At 47.0% G+C, this 25,463-nt stretch carries 17 protein-coding genes and 1 pseudogene; 3 read left to right on the top strand and 15 right to left on the bottom strand.

The window, feature by feature from the left end; genetic code table 11:
- Window positions 1-116 precede the first annotated feature (116 nt).
- The 12 genes and pseudogenes from QGP82_RS16065 to QGP82_RS16010 form a co-directional block, all read right to left on the bottom strand.
- Window positions 117-3,443: an ArnT family glycosyltransferase gene (locus tag QGP82_RS16065; RefSeq protein WP_499060224.1), complete on the bottom strand. Its 3,327-nt coding sequence runs from the start codon at window positions 3,441-3,443 to the stop codon at window positions 117-119.
- Window positions 3,436-5,055 carry a tetratricopeptide repeat protein gene (locus QGP82_RS16060; RefSeq protein WP_163668669.1) on the bottom strand — a complete coding sequence of 540 codons (1,620 nt, stop codon included), beginning with the start codon at window positions 5,053-5,055 and terminating at the stop codon, window positions 3,436-3,438. The genes QGP82_RS16065 and QGP82_RS16060 overlap by 8 nt, the downstream gene beginning before the upstream one ends.
- Window positions 5,052-6,395, bottom strand: a complete 1,344-nt coding sequence (locus QGP82_RS16055) for a permuted SH3 domain-containing protein (RefSeq protein WP_163668667.1) — start codon at window positions 6,393-6,395, stop codon at window positions 5,052-5,054. The genes QGP82_RS16060 and QGP82_RS16055 overlap by 4 nt, the downstream gene beginning before the upstream one ends.
- 221 nt (window positions 6,396-6,616) lie before the next feature.
- Window positions 6,617-7,804: a glycosyltransferase gene (locus QGP82_RS16050; protein ID WP_163668666.1), complete on the bottom strand. Its 1,188-nt coding sequence runs from the start codon at window positions 7,802-7,804 to the stop codon at window positions 6,617-6,619.
- A gap of 158 nt (window positions 7,805-7,962) precedes the next feature.
- Window positions 7,963-8,844 carry a glycosyltransferase family 2 protein gene (locus QGP82_RS16045; protein WP_163668663.1) on the bottom strand — a complete coding sequence of 294 codons (882 nt, stop codon included), beginning with the start codon at window positions 8,842-8,844 and terminating at the stop codon, window positions 7,963-7,965.
- Between the two features lie 791 nt (window positions 8,845-9,635).
- Entirely contained in the window at window positions 9,636-12,290 is a 2,655-nt protein-coding gene (locus tag QGP82_RS16040; RefSeq protein ID WP_499060221.1) for a fimbria/pilus outer membrane usher protein, read from the bottom strand.
- 24 nt (window positions 12,291-12,314) lie between these two features.
- Entirely contained in the window at window positions 12,315-13,070 is a 756-nt protein-coding gene (locus tag QGP82_RS16035; protein WP_163668660.1) for a fimbria/pilus periplasmic chaperone, read from the bottom strand.
- Window positions 13,071-13,072: 2 nt separating this feature from the next.
- Entirely contained in the window at window positions 13,073-13,519 is a 447-nt protein-coding gene (locus QGP82_RS16030; protein ID WP_499060219.1) for a hypothetical protein, read from the bottom strand.
- 63 nt (window positions 13,520-13,582) lie between these two features.
- Window positions 13,583-14,092, bottom strand: coding sequence for a hypothetical protein (locus QGP82_RS16025; protein WP_163668656.1), 510 nt, complete (start codon window positions 14,090-14,092; stop codon window positions 13,583-13,585).
- Window positions 14,093-14,732: 640 nt separating this feature from the next.
- Window positions 14,733-15,161 (bottom strand): annotated as a pseudogene (locus QGP82_RS16020) (DUF8737 domain-containing protein); the annotation flags it as partial.
- A 104-nt stretch (window positions 15,162-15,265) separates the two neighbouring features.
- Entirely contained in the window at window positions 15,266-15,733 is a 468-nt protein-coding gene (locus tag QGP82_RS16015) for a MarR family winged helix-turn-helix transcriptional regulator (protein WP_163668654.1), read from the bottom strand.
- 204 nt (window positions 15,734-15,937) lie between these two features.
- On the bottom strand, window positions 15,938-16,243 hold the full coding sequence (locus tag QGP82_RS16010; protein WP_163668652.1) for a hypothetical protein: 306 nt from the start codon (window positions 16,241-16,243) through the stop codon (window positions 15,938-15,940).
- Window positions 16,244-16,491: 248 nt separating this feature from the next.
- Here QGP82_RS16010 and QGP82_RS16005 point away from each other — a divergent pair, with 248 nt between their 5' ends.
- Entirely contained in the window at window positions 16,492-18,285 is a 1,794-nt protein-coding gene (locus tag QGP82_RS16005) for a response regulator (protein WP_163668651.1), read from the top strand.
- Window positions 18,286-18,315: 30 nt separating this feature from the next.
- Here the strand turns inward: QGP82_RS16005 and QGP82_RS16000 are convergent, their stop codons facing one another.
- Window positions 18,316-18,705: a hypothetical protein gene (locus tag QGP82_RS16000; RefSeq protein ID WP_006514648.1), complete on the bottom strand. Its 390-nt coding sequence runs from the start codon at window positions 18,703-18,705 to the stop codon at window positions 18,316-18,318.
- 218 nt (window positions 18,706-18,923) lie between these two features.
- On the opposite strand from QGP82_RS16000, the gene QGP82_RS15995 reads away from it, so the two are divergent.
- Both QGP82_RS15995 and QGP82_RS15990 read left to right on the top strand, forming a co-directional pair.
- On the top strand, window positions 18,924-20,837 hold the full coding sequence (locus QGP82_RS15995; RefSeq protein ID WP_499060216.1) for a PAS domain-containing sensor histidine kinase: 1,914 nt from the start codon (window positions 18,924-18,926) through the stop codon (window positions 20,835-20,837).
- A gap of 11 nt (window positions 20,838-20,848) precedes the next feature.
- A complete protein-coding gene (locus tag QGP82_RS15990) occupies window positions 20,849-21,229 on the top strand; it encodes a response regulator (RefSeq protein ID WP_163668647.1) in 381 nt (126 codons plus the stop codon).
- Between the two features lie 43 nt (window positions 21,230-21,272).
- Here the strand turns inward: QGP82_RS15990 and QGP82_RS15985 are convergent, their stop codons facing one another.
- The gene (locus QGP82_RS15985) at window positions 21,273-21,641 is read right to left on the bottom strand and encodes a response regulator (protein ID WP_163668645.1); all 369 of its coding nucleotides are present in this window, start codon (window positions 21,639-21,641) and stop codon (window positions 21,273-21,275) included.
- 135 nt (window positions 21,642-21,776) lie between these two features.
- Complete coding sequence (locus QGP82_RS15980; protein ID WP_499060213.1) at window positions 21,777-25,451, bottom strand: response regulator; 3,675 nt, start codon at window positions 25,449-25,451, stop codon at window positions 21,777-21,779.
- Window positions 25,452-25,463 lie beyond the last annotated feature (12 nt).

Raw genomic sequence — 25,463 nt, 5'->3', positions numbered from 1 at the left:
AATGTTAAAGAGACGTTCCATGGAATGTCGGTACATTCAAAATTTGGAAGTTAATTGATCTGATTTCTTAAGTAGATCAGGTCAATTCTTTGACAAAAAGAATCAGTCTTACCCCCCTAATATGCCCCTAAATCCCTGCCCTGCTCTGGCGTATGGGGTATCCATCCATCGGCGGGATCCCATAGCCGTAAGCTAGTACCAAAGCTGTCGTATACGGGTTTGCCCGTGGTTTGGATATATTCCAACATTTGGGCACTGAGACGGCTCTGGCGAGCATCATCGACATGGATCCAGACTCGCGGCGATGTTTCTAGTATGCGCTCCAGTTGATCTAAATTACTAATCACCACGCCACCGCCCCAGCGGTCTAGCAGGCGACCATCACGCCAGTACGTGGCATCAAAAAACCAGGTACCCATAAGAAAGTAATCGACCGGCCCAATGGTGATTGGTCCAAAGGAAGGGGTGGGGGAAATAATGACGTCTCCTGGCTGACGATGGTCACGGATATATTCAAAAATTTCGGTGTTGTGGCGACCAATGGCCTGGGAATAGCTCTGAGCTATGCGCCCGAGTTCTAAGTTGCTGATAAGTAGCAGTACTAAACAAAGACTCACCAGGCCATGGACCGGAAAGTGTTGGAATCGTCCCTGTTTAATGGTGTGGATCAGACCTTGGCTAATTGCGATCGCGCCATACACCGACAGCATGATAAATAGGGGATACACTGAGTAGGCATAGCGTTCAGCAATTTGATAGGTGAGCAGGGTTAATACCAACAGATTGAGCAGCACAAAGCTAAACAAATATAAAACCAGACCCGCTTGCCGACGAAGAAAATAAATTGCCCCAACCAGGAAAAATGCTGTGTAGAGAATCTCCAATCGGTTTGGCCCCACAAAAAAGCAAGCCAAAAACCCTGTCACGTTAAGTAAATGGGGTTTGAGATAAGACGAAGTACTGGCAGACAATGCTGTCCAGGGGGTGAGGCACTTAATTTTAAAAAAGATAATGTCATAGGCAAAGATGATCATCACCATGATGGCGTTTAACCATAGCCGCCAGTCCGCTTGCCAACGAAATCGAGGGGCAAAACAAAGGTAACCCAATAAAAAACCTGGGGTAATGGTCAGACTGACTTCTTGAATCAGCAAGGTGGCTGTTAGGGCAATAAAAAAGACATATTGATAAAATCGCCCACCCCTGTCGATAAACCCCCGAATAAAGGCCCACAGGGCCAGCAGGGTTGTAAACTGCACCATTTGGTAAAACCGAATAAACCGAGAATACCAAATCTCCCAGGGGTTCAACGCCAGTATAAGTGTCACCACCAAGGCTATCCATACGCGACCCGTGACGCGCCGCGTAATCAAAAACACCAGCACCAGCACCCCGCTACCAAACATGACGGAGAAAAACCGGGCGTTAAAGATAGAGTCCCCCACCAGACGTAGCCAGAGGGCTAGTAAGTAGTGAAATATAGGCCCCCGCGTATACCAAATACCTGATGTGGCTAGGGGAGAGCCCGTGCGCAAAATACCACGGGTGGCATCGTAGGAGGTGTTTTCGTCGGAGTCGAGGTCTTCCTTGGTGAGGCGATACAGACGTAAACAGAAACCGATAAAAACAATGCTGCCTAAAACTGTGGAACGCTGCCAGGCGGGTCCTGTTTCTAAGGTTGCCAATAGCTTAGAGCTCAGGTCCTCTAGCTGGGTTAATAACTGCCATCGTATGGTGATGACCAGTCCCCCCAGGATGATAAAGATTAGCCATGGGGGCATGGATTGGCTAAATAACAATCCTAGTCCAAGGGCACTGGTTCCAACAGTTATTCCATAGCGCTGCCAGCGGGGACAGTCCCCGCTTATGAGGCTGAGCAACAGTACCAGCAGGCTGCCCAGTAACAAGGTGCGATCGCTCCCCGGTTGCGCAAACCAAATGCCCCAGGCTCCCTCACCATGGCGATGCTTGAGTAAGGTCATCCCCATCAACAATACTAACGATGGCAGCAGTACCTCAGCCCCGGCTACCAGAGAACCAGATGAGCCGCGTAACCACAGATGCCCCACTCCCCAAGCCAGGGCAAAACTGACCCCACAGCCCAGCCACCACCACATCAGTTGATGCCCCACATACCAGCCGATGCACTGCAAAAATGGATGGCCCAAAAAGTGATGAATAAACTCCTGGCCCATCACCTGGCGCACGATGACAACGGGTGTGTATGTTAGCAGTGAGGATTGGTTTTTCTCGGGGAGAGAAACGCCCCCATGCCAATCACCATCGGTATGTACGGCAGATAAAATCTCTCCCTGGTCAGACTCCGCCCAGGCATCGAGAAAAACGCTCAGGGACTCATTGCTAATATCCCTGGTCCAGGCCGATCCTCCAGATTGAGTTAAGGGCACTTCCCCCTGATTAGATTCCGCCCAGGCATCGGTAAAAATGCTTGGGGGTTCCTCATTGGTGTCTTGGGTCCAGGCATCATCCACCGGTTGGTTTAAATGGACGGCCACAATGTTTTTGCCAGGTTTGACGTAGGCTGTCACATCAAACATGCGTAGCTGCTTACCCTGGGTAGATGACTGAATATCCACCAAACGGTCATTAATAAACACCGCTGGCTCGCCTATGGCGGCGTAGCGTAACACACTGCGAGTTGCATGGTGGGGCACTTGCCAGGTTTGATAGAGCCATGGTGCTGATGTGGTAATCCATGAACCATGCACCGGTTGGTCAAATAAACGCTGGCTCAGGCGAGTGTAGGTGGTCTCATGCACAGGTCCCAGGGCCAAGGCCTGAGGCCACTCGGTATCGTCAAATTCCAGATGAAACCAGCGCACCGCTGATCGATTTTCAGCTAACGTAGCCATTTTCCACGGTGTGGCACCAGTGGAGAGATTGATGGGGGAGAATTCCTTCTCAGGTAAAACCTGTCCTTCTACGGCAATCCGAGGAGATTTAGTGCCTTTTTGCACTTCGATCGCAATGACATTTTTGCCCGCTCTCACATAGTTGGTCAGGTCTAAATACACTGAAATCTTCCAATCAGGAGAACTGGCCATCACGTAGTTTAGCCCGGTTTTCGCAGCGTAGGGGAGGGTGTCGTTAAACTCCTGCAACGGCACCTTACGACGATAGGCTAATCCTTTGGGACTATTCAGTGCCCCATTTTCACGAATGACCGATTGGCGACCGTTAATGTTAAAGACAAAGTCATCGTCGGCACTGATGCGTACCCAGGCGGCCTGAACACTCTCAGGACCATAGAAGGTGTGTCTGGTGTAAAATCGGTGGCTGGGCGCAGGGGACGTAATCCATTGCACATCGGGGGACCAGTGTACGGGGGTGAGTGGCCCCGTGGATGGCTGCCAGATTGAAAATCCCAGGCTTCCCCAGAGACAGCCTAACAGTAGCAAAACGGCTAACCAGCGCTTACTCATGGGTCTTGGTCTCCTCGCCCCAGGCGTCAGAATCTACTGAGCGACGGTAGGACTCCCAAGCTGCATCCAGATCACCACGATGGTAGGCTGCCCAGGTTTTGTGGACATGGGCCTGTCCCATCAGGCCAATATTGGGGGACTGAAAATAGGTTTGTTCGTTAAGAATGGTGGTTGCGATCGCAGCCGATGCCTCAAACTGTTGATCAATAGCCTTGACGATCATCAAATCGTATAGGGCTTGAATATGGCCAGGAAATATAATCAAGGCTTGCTCTAAAAACTCACTCGTACCGCCAGATTTACGATTATTGAGCTGACGTTGACTGTTGGGAGCAATGGGATTTAGAGGACTATTGGAGAAATTGGGGTAGTTGTTACCGTGGGGGGAAAACGGCAGCGTTGGCGCATTGAAGTACACGATGGCCTGATTAATCAGGGCTGCTGCCAAATGCTCTCGAATCACCCATAGGTGTGGATGCAGATGTAATGCCTGCCTTAAGTAGGGTATGGCCTGGGCAAAGTCGTGCCCCTGATAGTAGGCCATACCCTGATAAAAGGCTGTCAGCCCCGCATCTCCTTGACCACCATAATGTTGAGCTTTGCCATACCGCATCCAAGCATGGGGGTCCCCCTGAACGGTGGGATAAACGCGCATCAACCAGGGACTTTGTTGGATAACTGTTGCATAATTACCACGGGCATAGGCCACCTCCAAAGACCGATCCCAAAGGTTGGCTCCGATCATGTGGGAGAGCAGTAAGCATAGAATGAGCGCTACAATCGGTAGGCCTGTGCGCAGATCCTGGTAGAGAATCCCAAGACGTCCTTTTTCATCCTTAACCGTCCCATGTATGCCGTTGGCGTCAACTTCGCTCAGCCATTTTTCACAGCTGACATCTCCTGGTACTTCTGGGGCGATAATGCCAACAACTTTGCTTAGAAGGCGCTTATCCTTATCCTTATTCTTAACCTCTAGTTTCCTGGAGAGAGGTTTTAGATAGACTGCCAACAACAGAATGGTTAATCCCACAATTGTTAAGCTCCAGCCTTTACCAATAAAGGCAAAGAACCCATTGCCATAGCCCAACCCATCCAGTAAAACGTGATCCCATTGGGAAAGCTGAAAAAACCGACTATCCGGCATGTTAAACGTGGCTAACGTGGGGAGTGGCTGGAATTGAGCCAGTGAAATAAACTGTTTCCAGTGGTTGTGAACATCAGCAAAACTTGTTTCTACCTGGATATTGACCTGTTCCAATTGATGCCAATAGGACAGAGCTAAAAATGCTTGCTGTGGACACCAAGTCATCAGGCCATAGGGAAACAACAATGTTAGCCCCAGGGAACTCCACAATATCCATCGTAGGGGGGGGGTTCCGTGCCAGGGCATTAACCCAAAGCCTAGCCCCACAGCCAACAACACACCAGCCGAAACCAGTTGGCCCTCAGGCCAACTATTGATGTGTAACATTTCTAAATTCTCAGCAGGCAGGTGGTACCAGCTATAGCGGAGACTGATTAACAGGATGAGAAGTCCGACCAGTCCCGTTTGACGTCCACGGTTTAACCCCTGTATCAGGCGATATAGTGTCTGAACGCTATGCATAATCATGGTAAATCTTGAAACCTGGCAGCATCCGGTTTAACTGTAGTGGAAGTCACCCGATCGCCAGGCTGTAACACCCGTGGATCAAGAATCACCTGTTCTCCGATTTCTAGACCAGAGATAATCTCACGACTATTGTCAAACCGCTGCCCTACCCCTACCTGACGCACAACTGCCTGCCCACTTTCAATCACCATCACCATGGCTTCGCCCTCAGAAATATGGGTGATGGCTCGCTCTGGCACTTGAACCGCTCTCTGTGATGAATTAAAGGCGGCGAAACCCTGCAGACCAGGGGACATTGGTAACCCTTCCACCTTGATCCAAACTGAGTAGGTATATTGACGATTGATGCTAACCTTTCCCAGTCGAAACCCCTCAGTCTCAACGGCTGGATTGATGCGGACCACACTGCCACTAAATGTTTTTCCTGGATAAGCCACCAAACGGACAGTGACCGGATCACCGACACGAATAGTATCAAGCCGGACCTGATCGACAAATGCTTCGAAGGCAACATTCTGACTCAGGGTAATCAGGGCGTCTTCTCCAATTTCATAAAAGTCTCCGGCATCAACATTGACTTTGCTAATCAGGCCGTCACTCACCGCATAGAGTAGGGTTTTATCTAACAGCCCCTCAGTCTCATTAACGATCGCTTCAGCTTTTTCTACGTCTAATCGCAGGCTTTTCAGCGTTACTGATTGGGTTTGGCGCAAATTAGCCAGCTGTTGTTTAGCGGCTGATAAATCAAGCTCACGTTCTAGAAAAAAGTCACGGTTAATAAATTGGGAGTTCTGGTCTAAAAAATCTCCCCGACTAGCATTCTCAAATTCTTGTAATCTCGCCGCATACAGATCTTCCGCATCCAGTAGACGAAATTCGCTGACAGCTCCCTGCTTGTGCAGATAACGTATGCTTTCAAGACGTTCTCGTGCATTTTCTAACCGTACACGGGTTGCAGTTCTCTCTTGTTCAATTTGTTGCTGAATGCGGACGGTGCTATCTTGCACTCTCGCTGTCGCAGTGTTGAGGCGATCCCTGGCCAGGGTGACTTCATCTTCAAGCAGTTGAATCGCTCCCTGGGTATCGACTTCCTGCTGGCGCAATTGGTTTTGCGATCGCGCCAGATCTGTACGAGCCTGTTGAACCCTTGCTAAAATATCATTCTGTCTCAAGCGGAAGAGCAATTGACCTTTACGGACCCAATCACCTTCTTTAACCAAGACACTTTCAACAACACCATTGATTTCAGGTCGAACATTCACATCATCGAGTGCCACTGATACGCCTGGCGCACCAATGGCATTGGTGGCAATTTGCTGACCTACCACAAATGTTTCCACGGCGATAGGTTTACCAGTCTGCCGCTGCCGTGCTGGATAACCGATCCTCGACGAGTATATACGCGAATTTGGATCCTTAAGTGTTGGCAGTAAAACCATCAACGTCAAGAAAAGCATACCTACCAACGGACCTACCACCAACGTAGGCAGCAGCCAACTCAAGACTGAAGGTCTAATCCCCCTGAACATAACCTACGTTACGAACCTTAAATGGTTCTCTGCTAAAGGACTCGTTGGTAGATGTCCTGCCACATGGCTATAATGCTCGACCAGTTAAAACGCGTTTGAATATCCGCTAAACCCTGATGTCCTAGTTGGGTTGCCCAGTCTGGCCGATCAAGCAACTCTGCAATTGCTTTGGCCAAAGCCAATGAGTTTTTCTCAGGCACTAAACATCCCGTTTCCCCTGGCCTAATTACATCCGGGATTCCGCCAACGGCGGTGGCTACCACTGGTTTGGCATGGGCTAGTGCCTCAATCATGACAATACCCAATCCTTCGGTATCTCCTTTACTATCAACAATTGCAGGCAATACAAAAACATCGCATTTAGCATATTCGTCAGCTAGTTGTGCCTTAGAAACAAAACCAAGAAAGTCTACTTGTTGCTCCAATGCCAGACCTTGGACTTGTTCCTTTAACTCAGTTTCTAGAATACCTGTGCCGACAATCCGTAATCGTACATCTCGCTCAGTCAATAAAATTGCCAGTGCGTCCAACAGATAGCACACCCCTTTGCGTTCATCTAAGCGACCCACAAATAGCAGGGTAGGTATCTGCTCGGGAGCACGAGGTTCAGTCGGTTTGGCTTCTACAGTTAAACCGTAGGGAATCACCTGCAACGGACAAGGGCGTAATTTCTCTACTAGGCCCTTGGTAAAGGATGAATTGGTTGTGACGCCAACTGTGTGGGACAAAAGCCAGCGTAAAATATGGGCAACAAAACCAAACCGCTGAGCTAGCAATAGCTCACCACCATGGAAACTAAAGACCATGGGAATTTTAAATAGCTTGCTAGCAGGCCAGGCCATTAACCCATGGGGAAAGGGCCAATGGACATGCAACAAATTGGGGCGAATTTTGCGGCAGAGCCAAACTAGTTGCCAGGTTCCTAATATTACATAGCAAACAGCCGGAATCAGGTTAAACGGCTGACGTTTTAACTTAGTCGGTGCACCATCTCGCACCAGCGTCTCAAACCGCTTCCAAAAATATCGAAACCGATAAACCTTGACTCCTTCCAGCTCATAGGATTGGCCACCCTCATAGGCAGGGGCAAACACACTAAACGTTGCTCCTGTCGGCTGTAGTCGCAGAATTGTTTCTCGAATAAATGCTCCATGATTCCCATCTGGAAAGAGGGGATAGACAGAGCTAAGAACAAGAATATGCTTTTTATTTAAGGACATCGACCACTATCCCCTACCCATAGGGCAAATACCTAGATAGTCGAAGATTGCCCAGTTAGTTGAGGACCCTCAACAGAAACCCAGTAATTTTTTGCAAGCCGTCCGCAGTTCAAGCGGGCTCTAAGGATATCTACAGATCAAAGCATTGGGTACTATTCTCAGGCATTGATTGTCTCGGCTAGAAATCTTTCTTGCAAGTAAGTATTAGCCATGGCTATGTAGCGAGAAGCCCGACCCAAGGGTCGCTCCAGGTAAAACCAGGTAACAACTTTCAGAAAGTCTTGGGCAGAGGTCATTAAGCGTTTCTTGCCAAATTTGCTAGTTCCAGAAAACCGTGGATGCCAATGGGTTTTCACTTCTTCTACTTGGTGACCTAACCCCGCTAAGACAGCCAACAAAAATCGGTGGGTAATCAGCTCAATAGGGAGTCCTACCAGGGCATCTCGACGCACTAATTTGATCCAGTTCATGTCGTGAATCTTCAAGCCAAAGGTCCAACGGCAGGCACGGTTCGCCAATTGAGACGCTTGGGTTTTACCATCACCGCGTTGCTGCCGCCAACCAGCTACTGCCGTCATACCGGGTCGGTAAGCTCTGAGTAATGCTGGAATATCTGTTGCTGGATCAGACTCTAGATCTGCTTGACCCCAGAAAATCCAATCTGTCTTAACGTGTTCCAAGGCTGTTTGCCAGACAGCGGCAACACCACGACGTTGAGGATGTCGAATTACACTCAAGAATGTATGCTTTTCAGCCAACTGTGCCAGAATTTCTGGACTTTCATCGGTGCTACCGTCATCAATAACTAATACGGGTAGTGTCAAACTTAGCTCATCAAAAGCAATAGAGATTCGCTCAAAGAGCTTTTCTAGATTGCCAGCTTCATTTAAAGCTGGAATCACAACCGTTACTGCCCCTGCCTGAAGAGGATCATCGCTTGAAGCCTTAGAGAAGGTAAAATCAAATACCTTTGACTCGAAATTGTCGACGAATGCCAATTTACTTAAAGCTGTATCTTTCTTAGAAACGGCAACAACCATTGACATTGATCTCCATAAAAATAAGGAAAAAGCCTGTATAACCTAGTTAGAAACTTGAGCTTTCACCTCATTTACACCTATCCTTCTAGCTTTGAGCCGCGAGGTAAAATCTAGTAATTTCACTTGGTTGAGTACATCACAAATCTATCAGCTAAAAAAAGGTAACCCTACAGAGATATTACTGACAGAACATTCGTACATCAAAGCAAGTCGGTTCAACTAATCTTATTTTTTAAGGACAAATACAGATATTTTCAAACTCAAAACAATAATCTTTCGAAGAAAGTTAGTTATTTCCCAGGAAGACAGGTAAGGATTGATATTCGATGTTCAGTTTTATTGACTAATTTTGAGCATTTTTCAGCACTTTGATCACTTATTATCGAGATAATTTCGACAAATGGCTGAATAGTCTAAATAGTCGAATAATTGGAGCGCAGTTTCTAGCAATGTATCAACCCTAAAAATTAGGTTGGGAGCATAAAGGGTAGAGAGTGAATACCGATGGAGAGCAGCGCTTTACCCGTTACTCTTCATTGAACCTTCACCTCAAAATCAAGCCCTGATAGATCACTAATAAGAAGTATCCGATTGACTGAAATCTCCAACGAATAGCTTCAGGAATCAGTTCGTGGCAGACAATACAACCCAGTTCACGACTAGTACAGATGGAGGTTCCTCAAAAGATATGTAACGATCAAATGCAACGAAACATGTTTTGTTGGTAGGTAGCCGACGTCATTAACAATGGATTTGGCTAGTCCTGAACTAGAAACATCGAGCGTGCATATCTAAATATCATTTTGAGCTGCTGGTACAGTCTCAAAGAGCTGCAAAGTACCTATATCGAAGTTGCCTTGTTGCTGTTCAGGGATTTCAAACTCAAGATTTTCTCCATCATTTTTAGATAGATGGAGGCGATAGATACCAGGCTTTAAGCCAGGCGCTACAAAACGACCAGTACGATTAGTGAAGAATTCAATAGCAGGCCAGTTAGAATCCGACAAAGACTCTATCCATCCTTGCTGTAGAGTAACAGGTTCCTGTCTTTGGTCAACTAATACACCTCGCAAAAACACAGTCGCTTCAGTTCCTGTTGTAATCAACGTACCGCTGCGATAGGTGGGTAAGAGTTGATAACTCGTTTGGCCCAAATCTTCTCCTAGACTCAGGCTAGGTGCATCCAGCGATACCTCAGTTAAGGTATAAGGTGCCATAGAAAGAACAGCAGGTCCTGTGCCATTAGCCTGTGCCATATCGCCAGATAATGTAGGATTAACCTTGACAGTTTCTCCTACGGCACTTCCCTGACGGCTGATCAGAGCAAAACTGTTGTCAATGGGGCTAGACCATCCCCAAATACCGTCCACAAAAGCAATTGCTGTTCCCCAAGTCACTGTGGAACTACTTTCAATGGAGTCTTTTTGATCACGAGGTAGTGTAAATTGATGGTTTAACCCTACGCTACTGCGGTAGCCCTGATACTGTAAACGTCCATTAAGCCCATAACTTTGCAGCGACTGTGTCAGGGTTAAATTTGGAGTTATTGCACCTAATGTGTGACTTGGAGAATAACTCCAATTGAGAGAATTTTGAGGTTCTAATGTATTGTTAAACTCTGTACGTGTATTAAATCGTTGGCCTGAAAAGGGGAGTGCCCCATTAAAGCCAATACTAAAGCGATGGTCCGTTTCACTTGAAGAATCTTGCCCATAGTGATAACCGAGGTTAACGTTCAACCCTTGTGCGAATGGACGAGCTAAACTCACACCAATGTTATAGGCATCACTGTTTTCACGCTGTATTTGATATTCACCATTGAATCTGGCTTGAATATTCTCGAAGAGAGTCTGCTGATATGCAAAGGATACGTTTAGCGCAGTCTTATTCTGGGGAGTATCTTGTCCCAAAATCGAAAAGTCTTCACCTCGATACTCTAGTGCTAAATGTAGTTGTCGATTTTGAGACGAGTTCTGAGATGCTTCTAGCCATTCATAAAAGAGCTTACCTGCTATATCTACCCCATAATCAGTATGGTTACTAGCGGCCATATCCCAGCCAAAGTTACCCACTGTAGTTGCCAAGGTACCATTTAGGCCAGCCATTTGTTGAGTAATATCTCCTTGTAAGTAACCACCTAACGTTAAATTAGGAGTCAGGCCTACTCGGTGAAACATGGATAATGTAGGCCGTGATAAATCATAGGATTTTAACGGTTGTTGTTCTATGGCAGGAAAGCCAACACTGTATGCAAACTGGTGAACACCTTCAGCTAATAGTTCACCAGCGGCCCCAGTGGAGAAGTTGAGGGTTTCTGTCTGTCCTAAATTATTTGTGATTTCTAAGCGAATATCGTTAATACCCATTTTTAATGGTAGGTCGCGAATATCCTGTGGGCCAGCCTCTAGCCGTAATGTTGTGATTAACTTATCATTAACAAATATTTCAACCGTTGAGAGCTGTTCCAAGAAAAAACTATAGTGACTGGTGGGGCGTGCTATTCGAAAAGGCTGTAGTGAAAAATTACGAGCAGCAGAAACTCCCAATAGTGATGGGCTCATTTGGTACCCTGCTGTGGGTACGGACAAATCCCCGAACGTATAGCGGATTGCTTGATCAGGCACATCTCTCACAACACTGAGTCGATCGAATTGCCATGATTGGCCTAATGTAGCTTGACCATAGGCTTCTAAGACCCAGCCCTGCCAATTAATTGCACCATCAAACTGTAAACCTAAGGGTTCTAGCCTAGTGTCATCTGTCCAATTAATTTTCTGATTGCCCCTGAGATTCAGATACCCACTCAGCTGGCCGGGTAACGTTAAGGCAAACTCACCAGGATTATCTGGGGGGACGTTAAGGCTATGAGTATTGGTGAGCCTTAGCTCAGAAGGTACATTAACTTGAAGTTCTAAACGTCTGCGGTCAAAATTGACTTCTAACCCTTCGCTCTGAAGAATTGATAAACTTAGTTGATCATCCGCAGCAATAGCCAATTGCACATTCTTTTGTGTGCCTTCTCCCAAGCTATCTTGCGCTAATGTCAAAAATGCGTTGCCAGCTATCGTTATATGGACAACTTCATTGTGGGGATGAACAAAAATATTCCCAGCAAAGCGACCATTAAGGATTAGGGGCACTTCTATTTGAGTAGAGTAGAGCTCAGAAGGTTTTCCAAATACCTGTTCAAATAGTTGAGCTTCATCCAGTACAGCATTATCTGGAGATTGAGAAATTGTTTGTGATCTAGTGTGAGCATGATCTGTTTTTATATTCTTTTTTGAGGAGAAGAGAACAGCTGATTCTTGTACCTCAATCACCGATAAGGACTGTTGATCAATATTCTCTTTAAATAGTTCTCCGGATAACTCAGGGTTAACATTGGCAGGAATAGGGCTTACGTCTGCGGGAACAGCAGCAGACGTATCAAACACAAGCGGGAGCATGGCAAAGCCAATCAACTTATAGAATTAATTTTCAAACTGAAAAGTAGCCATTACATCCCCAATGGGCAGTCCTTCGGGCCAGGGAAGATCAAACTGCCGCTGTTGTCCCGGCAGTATTACTCGGCTATTCATTTCTTTTGCTAAAGCAGGAGTAAGCTGCACCGTTTGCCCTTGACCAACCACTTCTAACTGCCAGTCACTTAACCGCGCATTACCATTTCCTTGATTTTCAAGAACGACAGATAGCTTGGTCTCACCTGAATCAATTACGGTTGGTTCTACCGATACCAGGCTAACGTCAGGAGCTACATTTTGGGGGCGAATAAACACGCTAGATATGTAGCGAAAAGAAAGTTTTATCTCTCCACGGGGTTCGTTAGGAATTGGTGCTTCAGGATTGACTAAATGAATAGGCAGTTGTTCTGCAATTAAGCGATAGGTCAATTCCTGAGTCGGGGTTGGATCACCCAGCCATGTCACTCGCACCATTTGTATTTCATCAGGTGCTAGAATCATTTGTGGAGGATAGACTAAAAAGTCATCTTCCGCAGGGGTAAAATTCTCATCTCCTGTCAAGTCCATTTCGCTCAGAACGACAGAAACTTCAACGGCAATGGGCTCATCTGTATCATTAACGATCTCATAGGATTGCGTAGCTTCTGAACCCGTTGGAGTAAATACCTGGGATAGAGGATTGAACTGAAATGCGAGGGATGGACGTGCAGTACCTAGTAATAAACAGGTGGTTAACGTTAGAGCTGAAGAGAAATGTCTGAACACCGTTAATTATCAGTAACAGAAAGGTCAACAGAACTGGTATAGCTGCCAGGATCTTGAAATGGCAAAGGGGTATAGAGAATATACACATCTCTATTTTCGGTTCCGGCAGAACCGGTTACATAGGTGTAGTTATTGCCAGAGGGGGTTGAAAAATCTCCACTATTGGGAGGTGAAGCATTGTCGGTCACAGTAGTAACTTGGAATGATATGGGTTGACCACCGATGCGATCAATATCTCCTGATGAGATAGTCAAGGTTAATCCTGAACTATTATCAGTTGAAAGCGCTATATCAGCTACTTTCACCACATGGGTCGATGCATTACCCTCACCATCCAAATCCAACTGCCCTGCGTTGATAGTCGGAGTGGTAGTTAATGTAGGTACGGCCTGAGCAGGTAATAGATATATGCTCCAGAGTCCTACAATTAGGCATCCTGTTCGGATCACGACTAGCTCCACCTCCGTCAATAGTGTCTAGGGATTAAGTGTCTAGATATTGTCTAGAGTGCTTTAGAGATAGCTTTCTACAGTCATGGTAATGGTAGAGCTATAAGTATCAGGATCTAAGTACTCTGGACCATCGTACTCAATGTATAGGTCTTGATTAGCTGCGTTGCTGGAAAAGTCTGTATTATCTACATTTACAGTATCTGATGTAGCGGAGAAAGCCCCAGCTGCTGGTGCTGTGGCATTATCATCAACAAGTTTCACTTGATAAGCCAGAGTGACACCATTAGTACCACCAGTCAAAGCACTATCAGCTTCAGCCTTTAACTCAACACCCTCTGTGTTGTTAGATGTAAGCGCAATATCAGCTACTTTGACAACAACATCAGCTGTAGCAGTCCCTTCACCATAAAGGTTAAGGCTGCCGGCACCAGCCGTGGCCGTCGATGAGATAGTGCTGTAGTTAGACACTGTTCCACCAAGGTTAATCGTATCAGCGAATGCGGCGGCACCACTGAATGCTAGAGTACCTGCCACCAAGCCAGTGGTCAATGCAAAACGACGCATAGTCATAAATGAAATACTCCAAAAGTCAATAAATGATTCTCACGAATTCTATGCTTGTGCACAAGCATAGAATTTAAGCCAATGATGAGAGAAGAAGTAGCAATTTTCAGAAACTCAACAACTCTAGATTTTTCACAACCATAAGAGGTTTTACTAAATTTATTAAGCCTTTTCTTGCTGTCTCTCGCTTACGAGTTTAGAGATTCTTCTGTGCAAAGTCGTCACCATTCCCACGTATCTTTTTTGACATAAATCTCCGCAAAAATGTTGAATCAAAAGAATTTGAATATCCACAAAAAACTAAAGATTTAGATGATGAATTTCAAAAATAAGCGATATAACGCGCTATAAGACTACAAATCCTACTAAATTCAAAATTTAAAGTTGTCGTAAATAGCACAATTATGATTTAGAAAAAAAACGGAGGAGTATAACTTTGACCCTAGTTAATTTTGCGGAGACGATTAATTTATAGCTCAGCCAATTATCCTAAAATTTTAGGCACTGGTGCGTAAGCAAGATCCAATAATCATGATTTCGACTTGCTTGTATCAACTTTATGGAATGCACCTACTGACGCTGGCAGTAGGTGACTAAGCCATGACCAGTACACTTAGTATTCTCAGTCTAGATAGAGCTGTTTTACTTAGACGTTGAGTGCCGCCACTTGACGAGATTCACCTAGGAAGGGAACCACAAATGTTGGAATATACCAGGTTGCCCCGAAATATGGCACAACCTCCGTCTGACGAAAAGCATTTATCAAGTCCCCTGCGCCAACAATATTGAAGAGCCAGACCAATGGTAGCGAAAATCTCCAACCAGCTCGCAGGGTTATCAAGGAAAAGAGCGCCAGCAAACCACTTATAAAATCCCCATAGGTAGCGGCATTAGCAAAAGCTCCAGGCAGTGGTTGGACCACTAATTGGGGTATTAAAAAGGCTCATCCTAAATACCGAAATGCATGGGGAATAATTAGCGGGATTAATGCTTGGTTGATGGGTTTCTTGGCAAGCCACGGTATCAAGTACCACTTGGCTAAGAGAGCATAAACAACAAGGCTAAAAACAAATTGAAGACCAAAAACTGTTAGGCGTGTCCATAGAACTACCTCTCAATGGGTGTAAAAGTAAATCTTGTATTTTAAAAAGATGCATATGCACATATTTCGACAAAAAATCAGGTTGCTGCAAATTTGATTGAAATCTTGCTGAGTTCCGCTAAAAGTTGGTGGACATTGGTTTTGCCTAGAAGTTCTTCAGTTTGACTTTGAGCCTTTTTCCAGGCAGGAAATGCCTCTTTCAGCCGCTGATGACCATCGGTTGTTAGGGATATTTCCTTTACCCGACGATCCGTTCCAGGCTGTACTTGAATCAACCCCTGGCGCGCCAGGGATGCTAAATTACGGGTCAACGTGGTTCGATCTGTCACCGTACATTCAGCCAGAGTTTTCTGATTAACAGGCTGCTGTAGCCGAATGGCAATGAGAAGGGTGAACTGAGTTGACTTCAATCGGTGAGGTCTGAGCATTTCATCATACAGTTGCATAATAATCCGATCTGCCTGACGCAAATGCTTAGACAGGCAGGTGTCTCTCACTTCAAAGGCCGCTTCGACTTCCAGGGAATTAAGCGTTGATTCAATCATATATGTGCATATACACCTTTTGCTTCGATGATATATTTCAAAGTCAGTTTTGGGATGGCTTTTGGGCTCAGACCACTACATGTGCAGTAATGTTTGTGGGAAGTTTAACCCGCTTGGATCTTGATACTTTAGGGCTTACAGGTCATAGACTTATAACTATGGTTTAGATAGCTCATTTCTCACATCCCTTCTTTGGCTAACAGATCAGTCTTTAAACTGCTCTACTACTTCGGGACTGATTGTTAAAGATGGCTCGATTTCTTCTTCGCCTGATAGTTTCTGTATTTCTTGCTCAAGCTGAGCATTGCCAGCTTCAAAAAACCGTTGTGCACTGTTGGGATAGGCCAGATCAGCTACCAGTCTTGCCAGGGTGGCCTGATCCAGAGTTGCTGGAATCGCTGAACTCGGTACAGATTGGGCCATGGCAGTGGCACTTCCACCGACAACAACAGTTAATATAACAACTGTAGTGCTAATGATATAGGGAATTGTTACGGGAGGTTGTTGCATACAGTCCTCTGCTTAACCTACAGTTAGAGGGGGTCTCTATAATTAGAGAGGGGTCTCTACAAACCTTACTTACTATTGTAGAAATTTCTTCTAGAATTGTGTTGAGTCGCTCCAACAAACTAACTAAGATGCTTTATTTACTTTCTTTGGGGTAAATAATTTTTATAAAAGCTCGTTCATATACAAGCCGTTTCCGACTTATATAGATAGGTAACGTTTCCCATAGATAGGTTTCCTATCTTGTATCGATGCGCATATTGCTGGTAGACGATGATGAAGCGCTGATGGATGCATTGGCTAATCACCTGATTCATCATCGCTATGCCGTGGATATTACAATCGATGGTCAAAGTGCTCGAGAATATCTCGACATGTTTAACTATGACCTGGTGGTACTCGATCTTGATCTGCCCGATGGCAGTGGTATTGAGTTTTGCCAGATCTTTCGGAAAATGGGGTATGAGCAACCGATTTTGATGTTATCGGCAACGGATACCCCAGCTCAAAAAGTAAAAGCCCTAGATGCAGGGGCTGATGATTATGTGGTCAAGCCCTTTGATTTAGATGAACTGGATGCCCGCATTCGAGCGTTACTGCGACGTGAACAAGTAGGATTGCCGACTGTATTGCGGTTAGGAGGGATTAATCTAGACCCGAGTACCTGTGAAACCACCTACAACGGAACGCTGGTGCATCTTACCCCTAAAGAGTTTGCACTGTTGGAATTGTTTTTACGGCGGCCTAATCGGGTCTACAGTCTAGATGCCATCATTGATGATCTTTGGGCCTTTGAGAATCCCCCCAGTGAAGATGCTGTCCGGACCCATATTAAAGGGTTACGGCAAAAACTGAGTGCGGTGGGCGCACCTAAAAATTTAATCAAAACGGTCTATGGTTTGGGCTATCGACTCAATGTCAGTGAGTCGACGGAGCCACCCACACCAAAATCCACCACTACTGCTGCTGTGGAGCAGGCCTGGCAAAAGTATCAGGGGGTGATGCAGGAGCGGGTAGCGGTGCTGGAGAAGGCTGCGATCGCAATCGAGCAAGGTACCCTGGGCAGCGAGCTATACCAAACCAGCCAAATGACGGCCCATAAGCTCGTGGGGGCACTAGGTAGTTTTGGCTTTCCCATGGGGTCCACCCTCGCACAACGGTTAGAAAAACTCTTACAAATCACTCCATCCACTAATATTCCGTCGATGCAGTTTAATCAGCTGGTGCAGCAGTTGCGCCACGAAATTGATGAAACCTCGATGGAAGATGCCACTGAAACCTTAGCGGCTGGGGCTCCCCTGCTGTTGCTAATTAGTCCTGACAGTACTTTGGTGGAGCAATTGAGTCTAGAGGCAACACAGCAATCCTTACGGGTCCGTCAAGCTAATAGTCTGATCCACGCCCATCGTTTGCTCCAAGCCCTTAAACCTCAGCTGGTTATTTTTGATATCCTGGCATCCCTGCAAGGGGAAGAGCTGCCAAATCAACTGCTCAACGATATTGCAACCTTTACCGATCAATTTACCGGCCCCTTTTTGCTGCTCCTGCCACCCCTGCCCGCCCAGTCACGGCTCCAACTCGTACAACAGGGGGCCAGTCAGCTACTGGATCGCACCCATCCACCCGCCCAGCTGATGACAGAAGCTCTGCAAATCATGCGGACTAAAACCACCCCCGCCAAAATCATCATTGTTGATGACGATCCGCAAATCTTAAAACTGCTACAGGTTAGCCTGACACCCTGGAATTTTGATATTACCCCCCTCACCAATGCCAAACAGCTGTGGGAAGTTCTAGAAAAAATCCAGCCAGATGCCTTAGTGCTGGATGTCACCATGCCAGAAATGAACGGCTTTGAAATCTGTCAGTTACTGCGGGCAGATCCCCGTTGGCGCAACCTACCCATCGTGTTTCTCACCGTTCATGAAGCAGAAACCACCCGTGGTCGAGCATTTCGCTTTGGCGGGGATGATTTTATTAACAAATCAGTTGCTACTTCTGAGCTGGCCATCCGTATTCTCAATCAAATCAATCACCATACATAGGTGTGTCTGAATAGCTGAATACGTTGGGGGCTATACCAAACTGGGCGGATAGTATCCTAACCCCTCAACAAAGCGGGCACAGAATTCATGCAGCTCTGTCGGGTCAGGCACCCCATGGGAAACCACAACCACCTGATACTCACTCATCACTTCAGTGGGCGTTTTACCCTTGTCCAAAGCACGGAGGGTATCCCGCAACTGCATAGATGGCTTATGGGGCATGCCATTTTCCATCAGGAAAGCGATTAAGTTTTTCTCTGCATCAGCGCCCAAGGCATTCCTTAACTTAAGACGCAGCACCCACCGATCAACTAGATAGATAACCGTCACAGATTCTAAGGACAGACCAATCATCTGCGATAACCGATCCATCACCCTTAGAATTAAACTTACGTTTGCGAAGCTGTAGAGATATTGCATTGCCATTGCCTCCTAACGTCTACACCCTACGGGAAAATTCTGAAGAAAATGTGAGGATTGGCAATTCATATAGGTTTTTGTTGGCTAGCAAACCCTTGATTCTAAGGATGATCTGTAACAGCGTGTAAAGAACTAGGCCCAGGTATCAGTGTTCCCGAAAAGGATCGCTAGGATAGACTCGGGATCACCCTTTCGCATTGAGGTGGCGGACGTTGTCTATGGTCAGCTCTGAGCATCATCAAGCTAAGCCACCCTTGTTTGGGCAAAACCTGGAATTATTCTTTGCCATCACACCAAGTCTGCTGTGCATTACTGATTTTGATGGCTATTTCAAGCACGTTAATCCTCAATTTTCTAAGGTTCTAGGGTATTCCTCGCTCGCTTCTATCACCCAGCCTTTGATCGAGTTTGTGCATCCCGATGATCGTGAGGCTACTCAACATGCTTTGGATGCGCTAGTCCATAACCACCAGGCGATTACCTTTGACCATCGCTATCGCTGTGCCAATGGTGGCTATCGCTATTTGGTATGGAATGCGATCGCACAGGGCAATCTAATCTACGCTGCCGCCAATGATATTACTGAGCAAAAGCAAACCGAACAGACCCTATTCCAAGAGCGCGATTTTTCAAAATCCATCCTGGCGACGATCAATAGTATCAATGAACATCCTCGTTCCCGTATTACCCAGCACTATAGTCAACAAACCCTAGAAAACATTTTTGACCTGGCTGGAGAAGCGATTATCTGCGTTGATCAGCGCCAGACTATTCGTCTATTTAACCAGGCGGCTGAACGTATTTTTGGATACATGGCGGCTGAAGCCATCAACCAACCCCTTGATTTATTGCTACCGGCGGCATTTAAGGTCATTCATCGGCAGCATATAGATAAATTTGGCAAGTCCTCTGTGCCCTCACTGCGGATGGGTGAGCGTCGGGGTAACGTGAGTGGCCGCCGTAAAAATGGCGAAATTTTTCCGGCAGAGGCGTCTATTTCTAAAAGTAGGACCAAGGACGGGCTGGTATGGTACACCGTTATGCTGCAGGACATTACTGAACGGCTACAGGCGGAAGCGGCCATTCGTCGTAGTGAAGAGCAACTGCGCAAAACAACCAATGCCCTGCCAGTATTGATTGCCTACATTGATGCGGAGGAGTGCTATCGCTTTAATAATCGTGCCTACGAAGATTGGTTGGGGGTACCTTATGAAAGCTTAGAGGGGCAATCCTTAGCCACAGCCTTGGGGCCTGAGATTTATGGTACTATTCAGCCCTATTTACGACAGGCGCTCGACGGCCAAAGTGTCACCTTTGAGGTGGAGTTTCCCGGAAGTGATAGCCCTTACCGTTGGGTGAGTGTCAGCTATCAACCGGATATTCATGATGGCAGAGTGAGGGGGTGTTTTGCCATGACCCAAGACATTAGCGATCATAAAGCAGCTGACCAGCTGAAAAATGAGTTTGTTTCGGTGGTTAGCCACGAGTTACGCACGCCCCTTACGTCCATCCATGGGGCGCTGAAGCTTTTAACGACAGGGCAGTTGGGGCAGCTACAGCCCCAGGGCCAGGAACTGCTTGAAATTGCTCTAAGTAATACGGAGCGGCTGACGCGGTTGATCAATGATGTTCTCGATTTAGAGCGCATTGAGTCGGGTCGCATCAAGATGATTAAGGTACAGTGTCAGGTGGCGGAGGTGTTACAAAAGGCGGCACAGGCGATGATGCCCATGGCTCAGACTCACGGGGTGACGGTACAGGTGTTGCCTATCGATACCTATATCTATGCTGACCCTGACCACATTGAACAGACGCTAACAAATTTACTGAGTAATGCGATTAAGTATTCACCTCGGGGTGAAATGGTTGTTCTCAAGGCTGTAGACCATCCGCAACAGGTAGTTTTCAAGGTGGTTGACCATGGTCGAGGGATTCCTGAAAATAAGCTGGAGACAATTTTTGAGCGGTTTCAACAGGTGGATGCATCGGATACTCGCAAGCATGGTGGTACGGGTCTGGGGTTAGCAATCTGTCGTGAGATTGTGCAACATCACAAGGGTCGCATTTGGGTGACCAGCGTCCATGGTGAGGGGAGTACATTCTGTTTTTCTTTGCCTAAGACGTTCACCTAAGAGAATCCATCATGACTTGTCGTACGGTTTTGTTGATTGATGATGAGACTGATATTCAGACCGTTGCCAAAATTGGTCTGACGTTGAATACGGATTGGTCTGTGACGACGGCGAATTCGGGTGAGGCGGGGTTGGATGTGGCGATCGCCACTCTCCCTGATGTGATTTTGTTGGATGTGGCGATGCCGGGTATGGATGGTCTGGCGACGCTGGCGGCATTGCAGAAGAATCCAATAACGGCAAAGATTCCGATTATTTTTTTAACGGCGAAGGCCCAGGCGTCAGATCGACGACGACTCTACGAAGCGGGCGCGTCTGGGGTGATTACGAAGCCGTTTGATCCGACCACCTTGGCGAGTCAGATTGCCGGTTTTTTGGCATGGACGATATAGGGTTAACCCACCCCGTTACCCTTCTCGTACCCCCCTATATTCCCTACCAATCCAAAATTTCAGCAATTTGATCCGCCAACAACATTACCTTAAATGGCTTCGTAATAATGGCCGTTACCCCCAGGCTCAAAAACCGCTGCTGATCAGCCGCTTGAGTTTTGGCCGTCATCAACAGCACAGGAATATCCTGAATTTGCGACTCAGCCCGCATGCGCTTAAACACTTCAATGCCATCCATATCTGGCATCATGACATCGAGTAAAACAACATCAGGGGGATCTGCCTGCATCTGGGCTAATCCCTCAGGTCCTGTGCTAGCAGTTGATACACGCCACCCCCCAATGGTTTCAAGGGCAACCTGAGCGACATCACGAATATCGTCTTCGTCATCAATAATTAGAATGTGTTTCATAAAAACTGATACTTGAAATGGTTATCCCATTGATGATTTTAGCGTTGCTGACTCAGGGAACGAGTCGATCCGACATAGTTGCACTCAGTCCAGACTTTTCATATGGCATCATACCGAGGATCAGCAACACCGATTTTACCCAATGGGATCAGTAACACGATGGATTAATTGCATCACTTGTTTTTCAAAGTCATCGGGGGAAACACGACCTTTGGTTAAAAATAAAGTTTGCCCCAGGCGCAGGCGCTGTCGCTCGGTATCATCCAAATCTTGAGCAGTGTAGATAACCAGGGGAACACGGCAGAGCTGGTTATGTTGTCGCAACCAGTCAACAACGGCAAACCCATTGCTTTCAGGTAGGGCCAAGTCGAGGACGAGTAGATCGGGGGTGACCTGCTGAATCAGATGAATCCCCGTTTGTCCTGTGGCAGCATGGTGTGAGGTAATGCCGTGACGTTCAAAAATAGCTGTGAGCACCTGGGCCAGATCCAGATCATCTTCGATGATCAATACCTGAATCTCTTTTCGGGATGATGCTAATGCCTGTTGTAGAGCCTGAAATAGGCCATCTTCATCCGGAGGCTTCACAATCCAATCGCTGATGTCAGAATGCAGCGAGCCCCCTTCTTCAGGACTGAGACCGCTGAGGATAATCACTGGGATATTTTGGGTTTGCGATCGCGCCTTCAACGCCGCCAATGTTTCCCAACCGGTCATTTCCGGCATCAGTAGGTTTAACAAAATCACATCAGGTTGTTGCTCTATGGCTTGGGTCAATGCCGCTTGCCCTGATTCAACAGCAATCACACGGTAGCTATGCTGCTCCAGCATAGCTTCCACGACCATTCGTATGGATGGGTCATCATCACATACCAGGACCAGGGGATGATGTGAGTCATCATCCAGCACTGGTGTAGGCGGCGGCAACACCGGCAGACTGACAAAAAAGGTGCTGCCCTGCTCCAGAACACTTTCAACCCAGATGCGACCACCATGGTGCTGAACAATACTGCGACACACCGCCAAACCTAAACCAGTGCCTCCCCGTCTACGGGCATCAGATGCATCCACTTGCTGGAAGCGACCAAAAATTGTCGTGAGTTGATCGGGAGGAATACCCCGACCCTGATCCCTCACTTGAAACTGTACCCGTTGGGTTGATACCGGTAAGGCTGCACAGGGAGCTGCTTCTGGGGCATCTTCCAGATTGGCCGTAAGTTCTACGGTTGTGCCCTCGCCGGAAAACTTAATGGCGTTGCTGAGGAGATTGGTGAAGACCTGAATAATTCGATCGGGGTCAGCCCAAATCCGCACAGGCAGTGGAGTCACGACAAGCTGGATACCCGATTGTGTGGCTAGGGTGTGAATTTCATCCGTTGCCGTTTGCATGAGTTTGGCCCCATCACACACCTGCTTATTTAGGGTCATCTTGCCGGACTCAATGCGTTCAATATCCAGCATGTCGTTAATCAAACGCACCAATCGATCGGCATTGTTAGCCGCAATCTGTAGCATGCGCTGTCCTTTTTCAGGTTGAGTGCTTAAGACACCGCTGGCCAAAAGATCTAACGATCCTAAAATCGAGGTCAGAGGTGTGCGTAGCTCATGATTGACAACGGAAATAAATTCATCTTTGAGTTTTTCTACTTCATGGCGATCGCTAATGTCAATACAGGTGCCGATATACCCAGCAAAACTGTCGTCAGATCTAAACCTGGGTACCCCACGACTCAATAACCAGCGGTATTGGCCATCTTCCCTATGCAGACGATATTCCAGCTCAAAGGTGCTACGGGCATCAAAGGCTTTAATGTAGGTGTCAAGAAAGTGATCGCGATCCTCAGGATGAATGCCCTCAGTCCAACCGTTACCTAATTCTTGTTCTAGCTGACGACCGGTAAACGTCAGCCAGGTTTGGTTCAGAAACGTGCAACGGGTATCGGTGCCGGTCATCCACAACAGCACTGGCGCACTGTTGGCCATCATACGAAAACGGGCTTCACTCTCTCGCAAGGCTTCTTCAATTGCTCGCTGTTGTTGCTGAGCGAGATCGGTGGCCAAAAATCGGCCAATGCTCTGGGCCATCAACTCAATAATCTCTTGTTCATGGCGAGAGAACTCATGCTCATGAATCTGGGTAGATGAGAAGTTGAGGGTGCCATAGATCTCGCCATTCACCCAAATGGGAGTACCGAGGTAGCTCTCCAGATGAAGGTTTTGATAAACCGGGTGCCCTTTCATCACCGCATGACCACCCACATGCTTATAGGTAACGGTTTGTTGCCCCTTAACGACCGCTGCACAGTAGGTGTTGCTCAGGGTAAAGGATTGATTGGCCACTAGAGAGTCTAAGTCTGACTGCACTGAGCGAATGGTATAGGTTTGCCCCGTCACCTGGCTAATGATGCCGGTTTCTAATCCGAGAATTTGCCGACCGGTTTCTAGACAATCGGCAAATAATGCATCAAAGGTTTCATAGTGGGTTGTGTTGATGCGGTGTAGATGCTTGAGGTTGGCACTAAACTGTTTGAGGTTTTCTTCTGTGATTTTGCGGTCGGTAGTATCTCGGGCCACCGCGTAGAGTAGACCGGTTTTGGTCGCAGGGAAAGCGGCCCAGTGTAGCCAGCGGTAGCTACCGTCACGACACCGATAGCGATTTTCAAAACTCAGGGTGGCCTGGCCATTCGTCAGGCTTTCCATTTCAGTCAGGGTGGATGCCTGATCATCTGGATGAACAAAGTTGATAAATGGTTGAGAGAGAAAGACCTCTGTCGGATGACCTAGGGTTCTTTCAAAAGCGGGATTAATGTGTTTAAAGTAGCCGTCCGTGCCAGTGACACAAAGTAAATCCACCGATAGACTAAAGAATCTTTCTAAATCTTGTTCAGCTCTCTGGCGTTCAGTACTTTCAGTAACCAGTTGCTGGTAGCGTTGCTGAGATTTTTGGGTTAGCCAAACCACCCATGTAGCTAACCCGGACAGCAACAAACCACTGACTAAAATCACCGTGGGTAGGGGAGACTGTTCATGGGCCAATAGCGCTGATGTTGGCCAAATTTCTAGCTCCCAAATAGTGCCATGGATGTCAATTTCAGCATGCTGACTCCAGCGATTTCGTAGACTCGTGGTCGCCGATTGAGGTGTGTCAGTCGGGAGATGGCGATAAATTTCAGTGCCGTTTTGTTGGATTGCGATCGCATAATCATCAGTCACCTGATCGCTCAAAATGGTATCGACCAGATGCTGCACCCGAAACACCCCTAAAATAAACCCATCAAATGATTGATCAGAGGCGAGGAAGAGGGGCGAATAGACCAAAACCCCTTTCCCACCCTGCACCAAATCCACCATGGACGACACAGTCATGGTGCGAGTTGTGCGAGCCAATTCCAAGGTTGCTTTGCGTTCAGGATCGGTAGCGAGGTTAAACTCTTGGGCGGCTTCATTACCCGCCATGGGAACAATCCAACGGACATATAAATTTGGATCAACCCACTCAATGGCCTGATAACCAGGGTAGTCATGCAGCAGACTCTCGGCATCAATCGTCCAGTTTTCCTGTGAAAGTCCGTCTTGGGTCTCCCACCGACGTGATAACCGCACCAACGCCTGGATGCGGTTGTCAGTCTGAGAGCGAATTTCCCGACTAATACTGACTCTGGCAAAATCCACCTGTTGGTGAATGTGAGTTTGTTCGTGGATCTTGAGAGATTGCCAAAAAAACAAGACAATGGGAAGCGTACCAGCTCCCACCACTGCGGGTAACCACGTCGCTTGCCAGAGAGCAGATCGTCGTAATAAGCGCCACATAGGGGGAATCTC

The sequence above is a fragment of the Leptothoe sp. LEGE 181152 genome, assembly GCF_032906605.1.
Lineage (GTDB): Bacteria > Cyanobacteriota > Cyanobacteriia > Phormidesmidales > Phormidesmidaceae > Leptothoe > Leptothoe turfae.
Note: the sequence above shows the minus strand (reverse complement) of the source record. Positions and strands in the feature narration are given on the sequence as shown.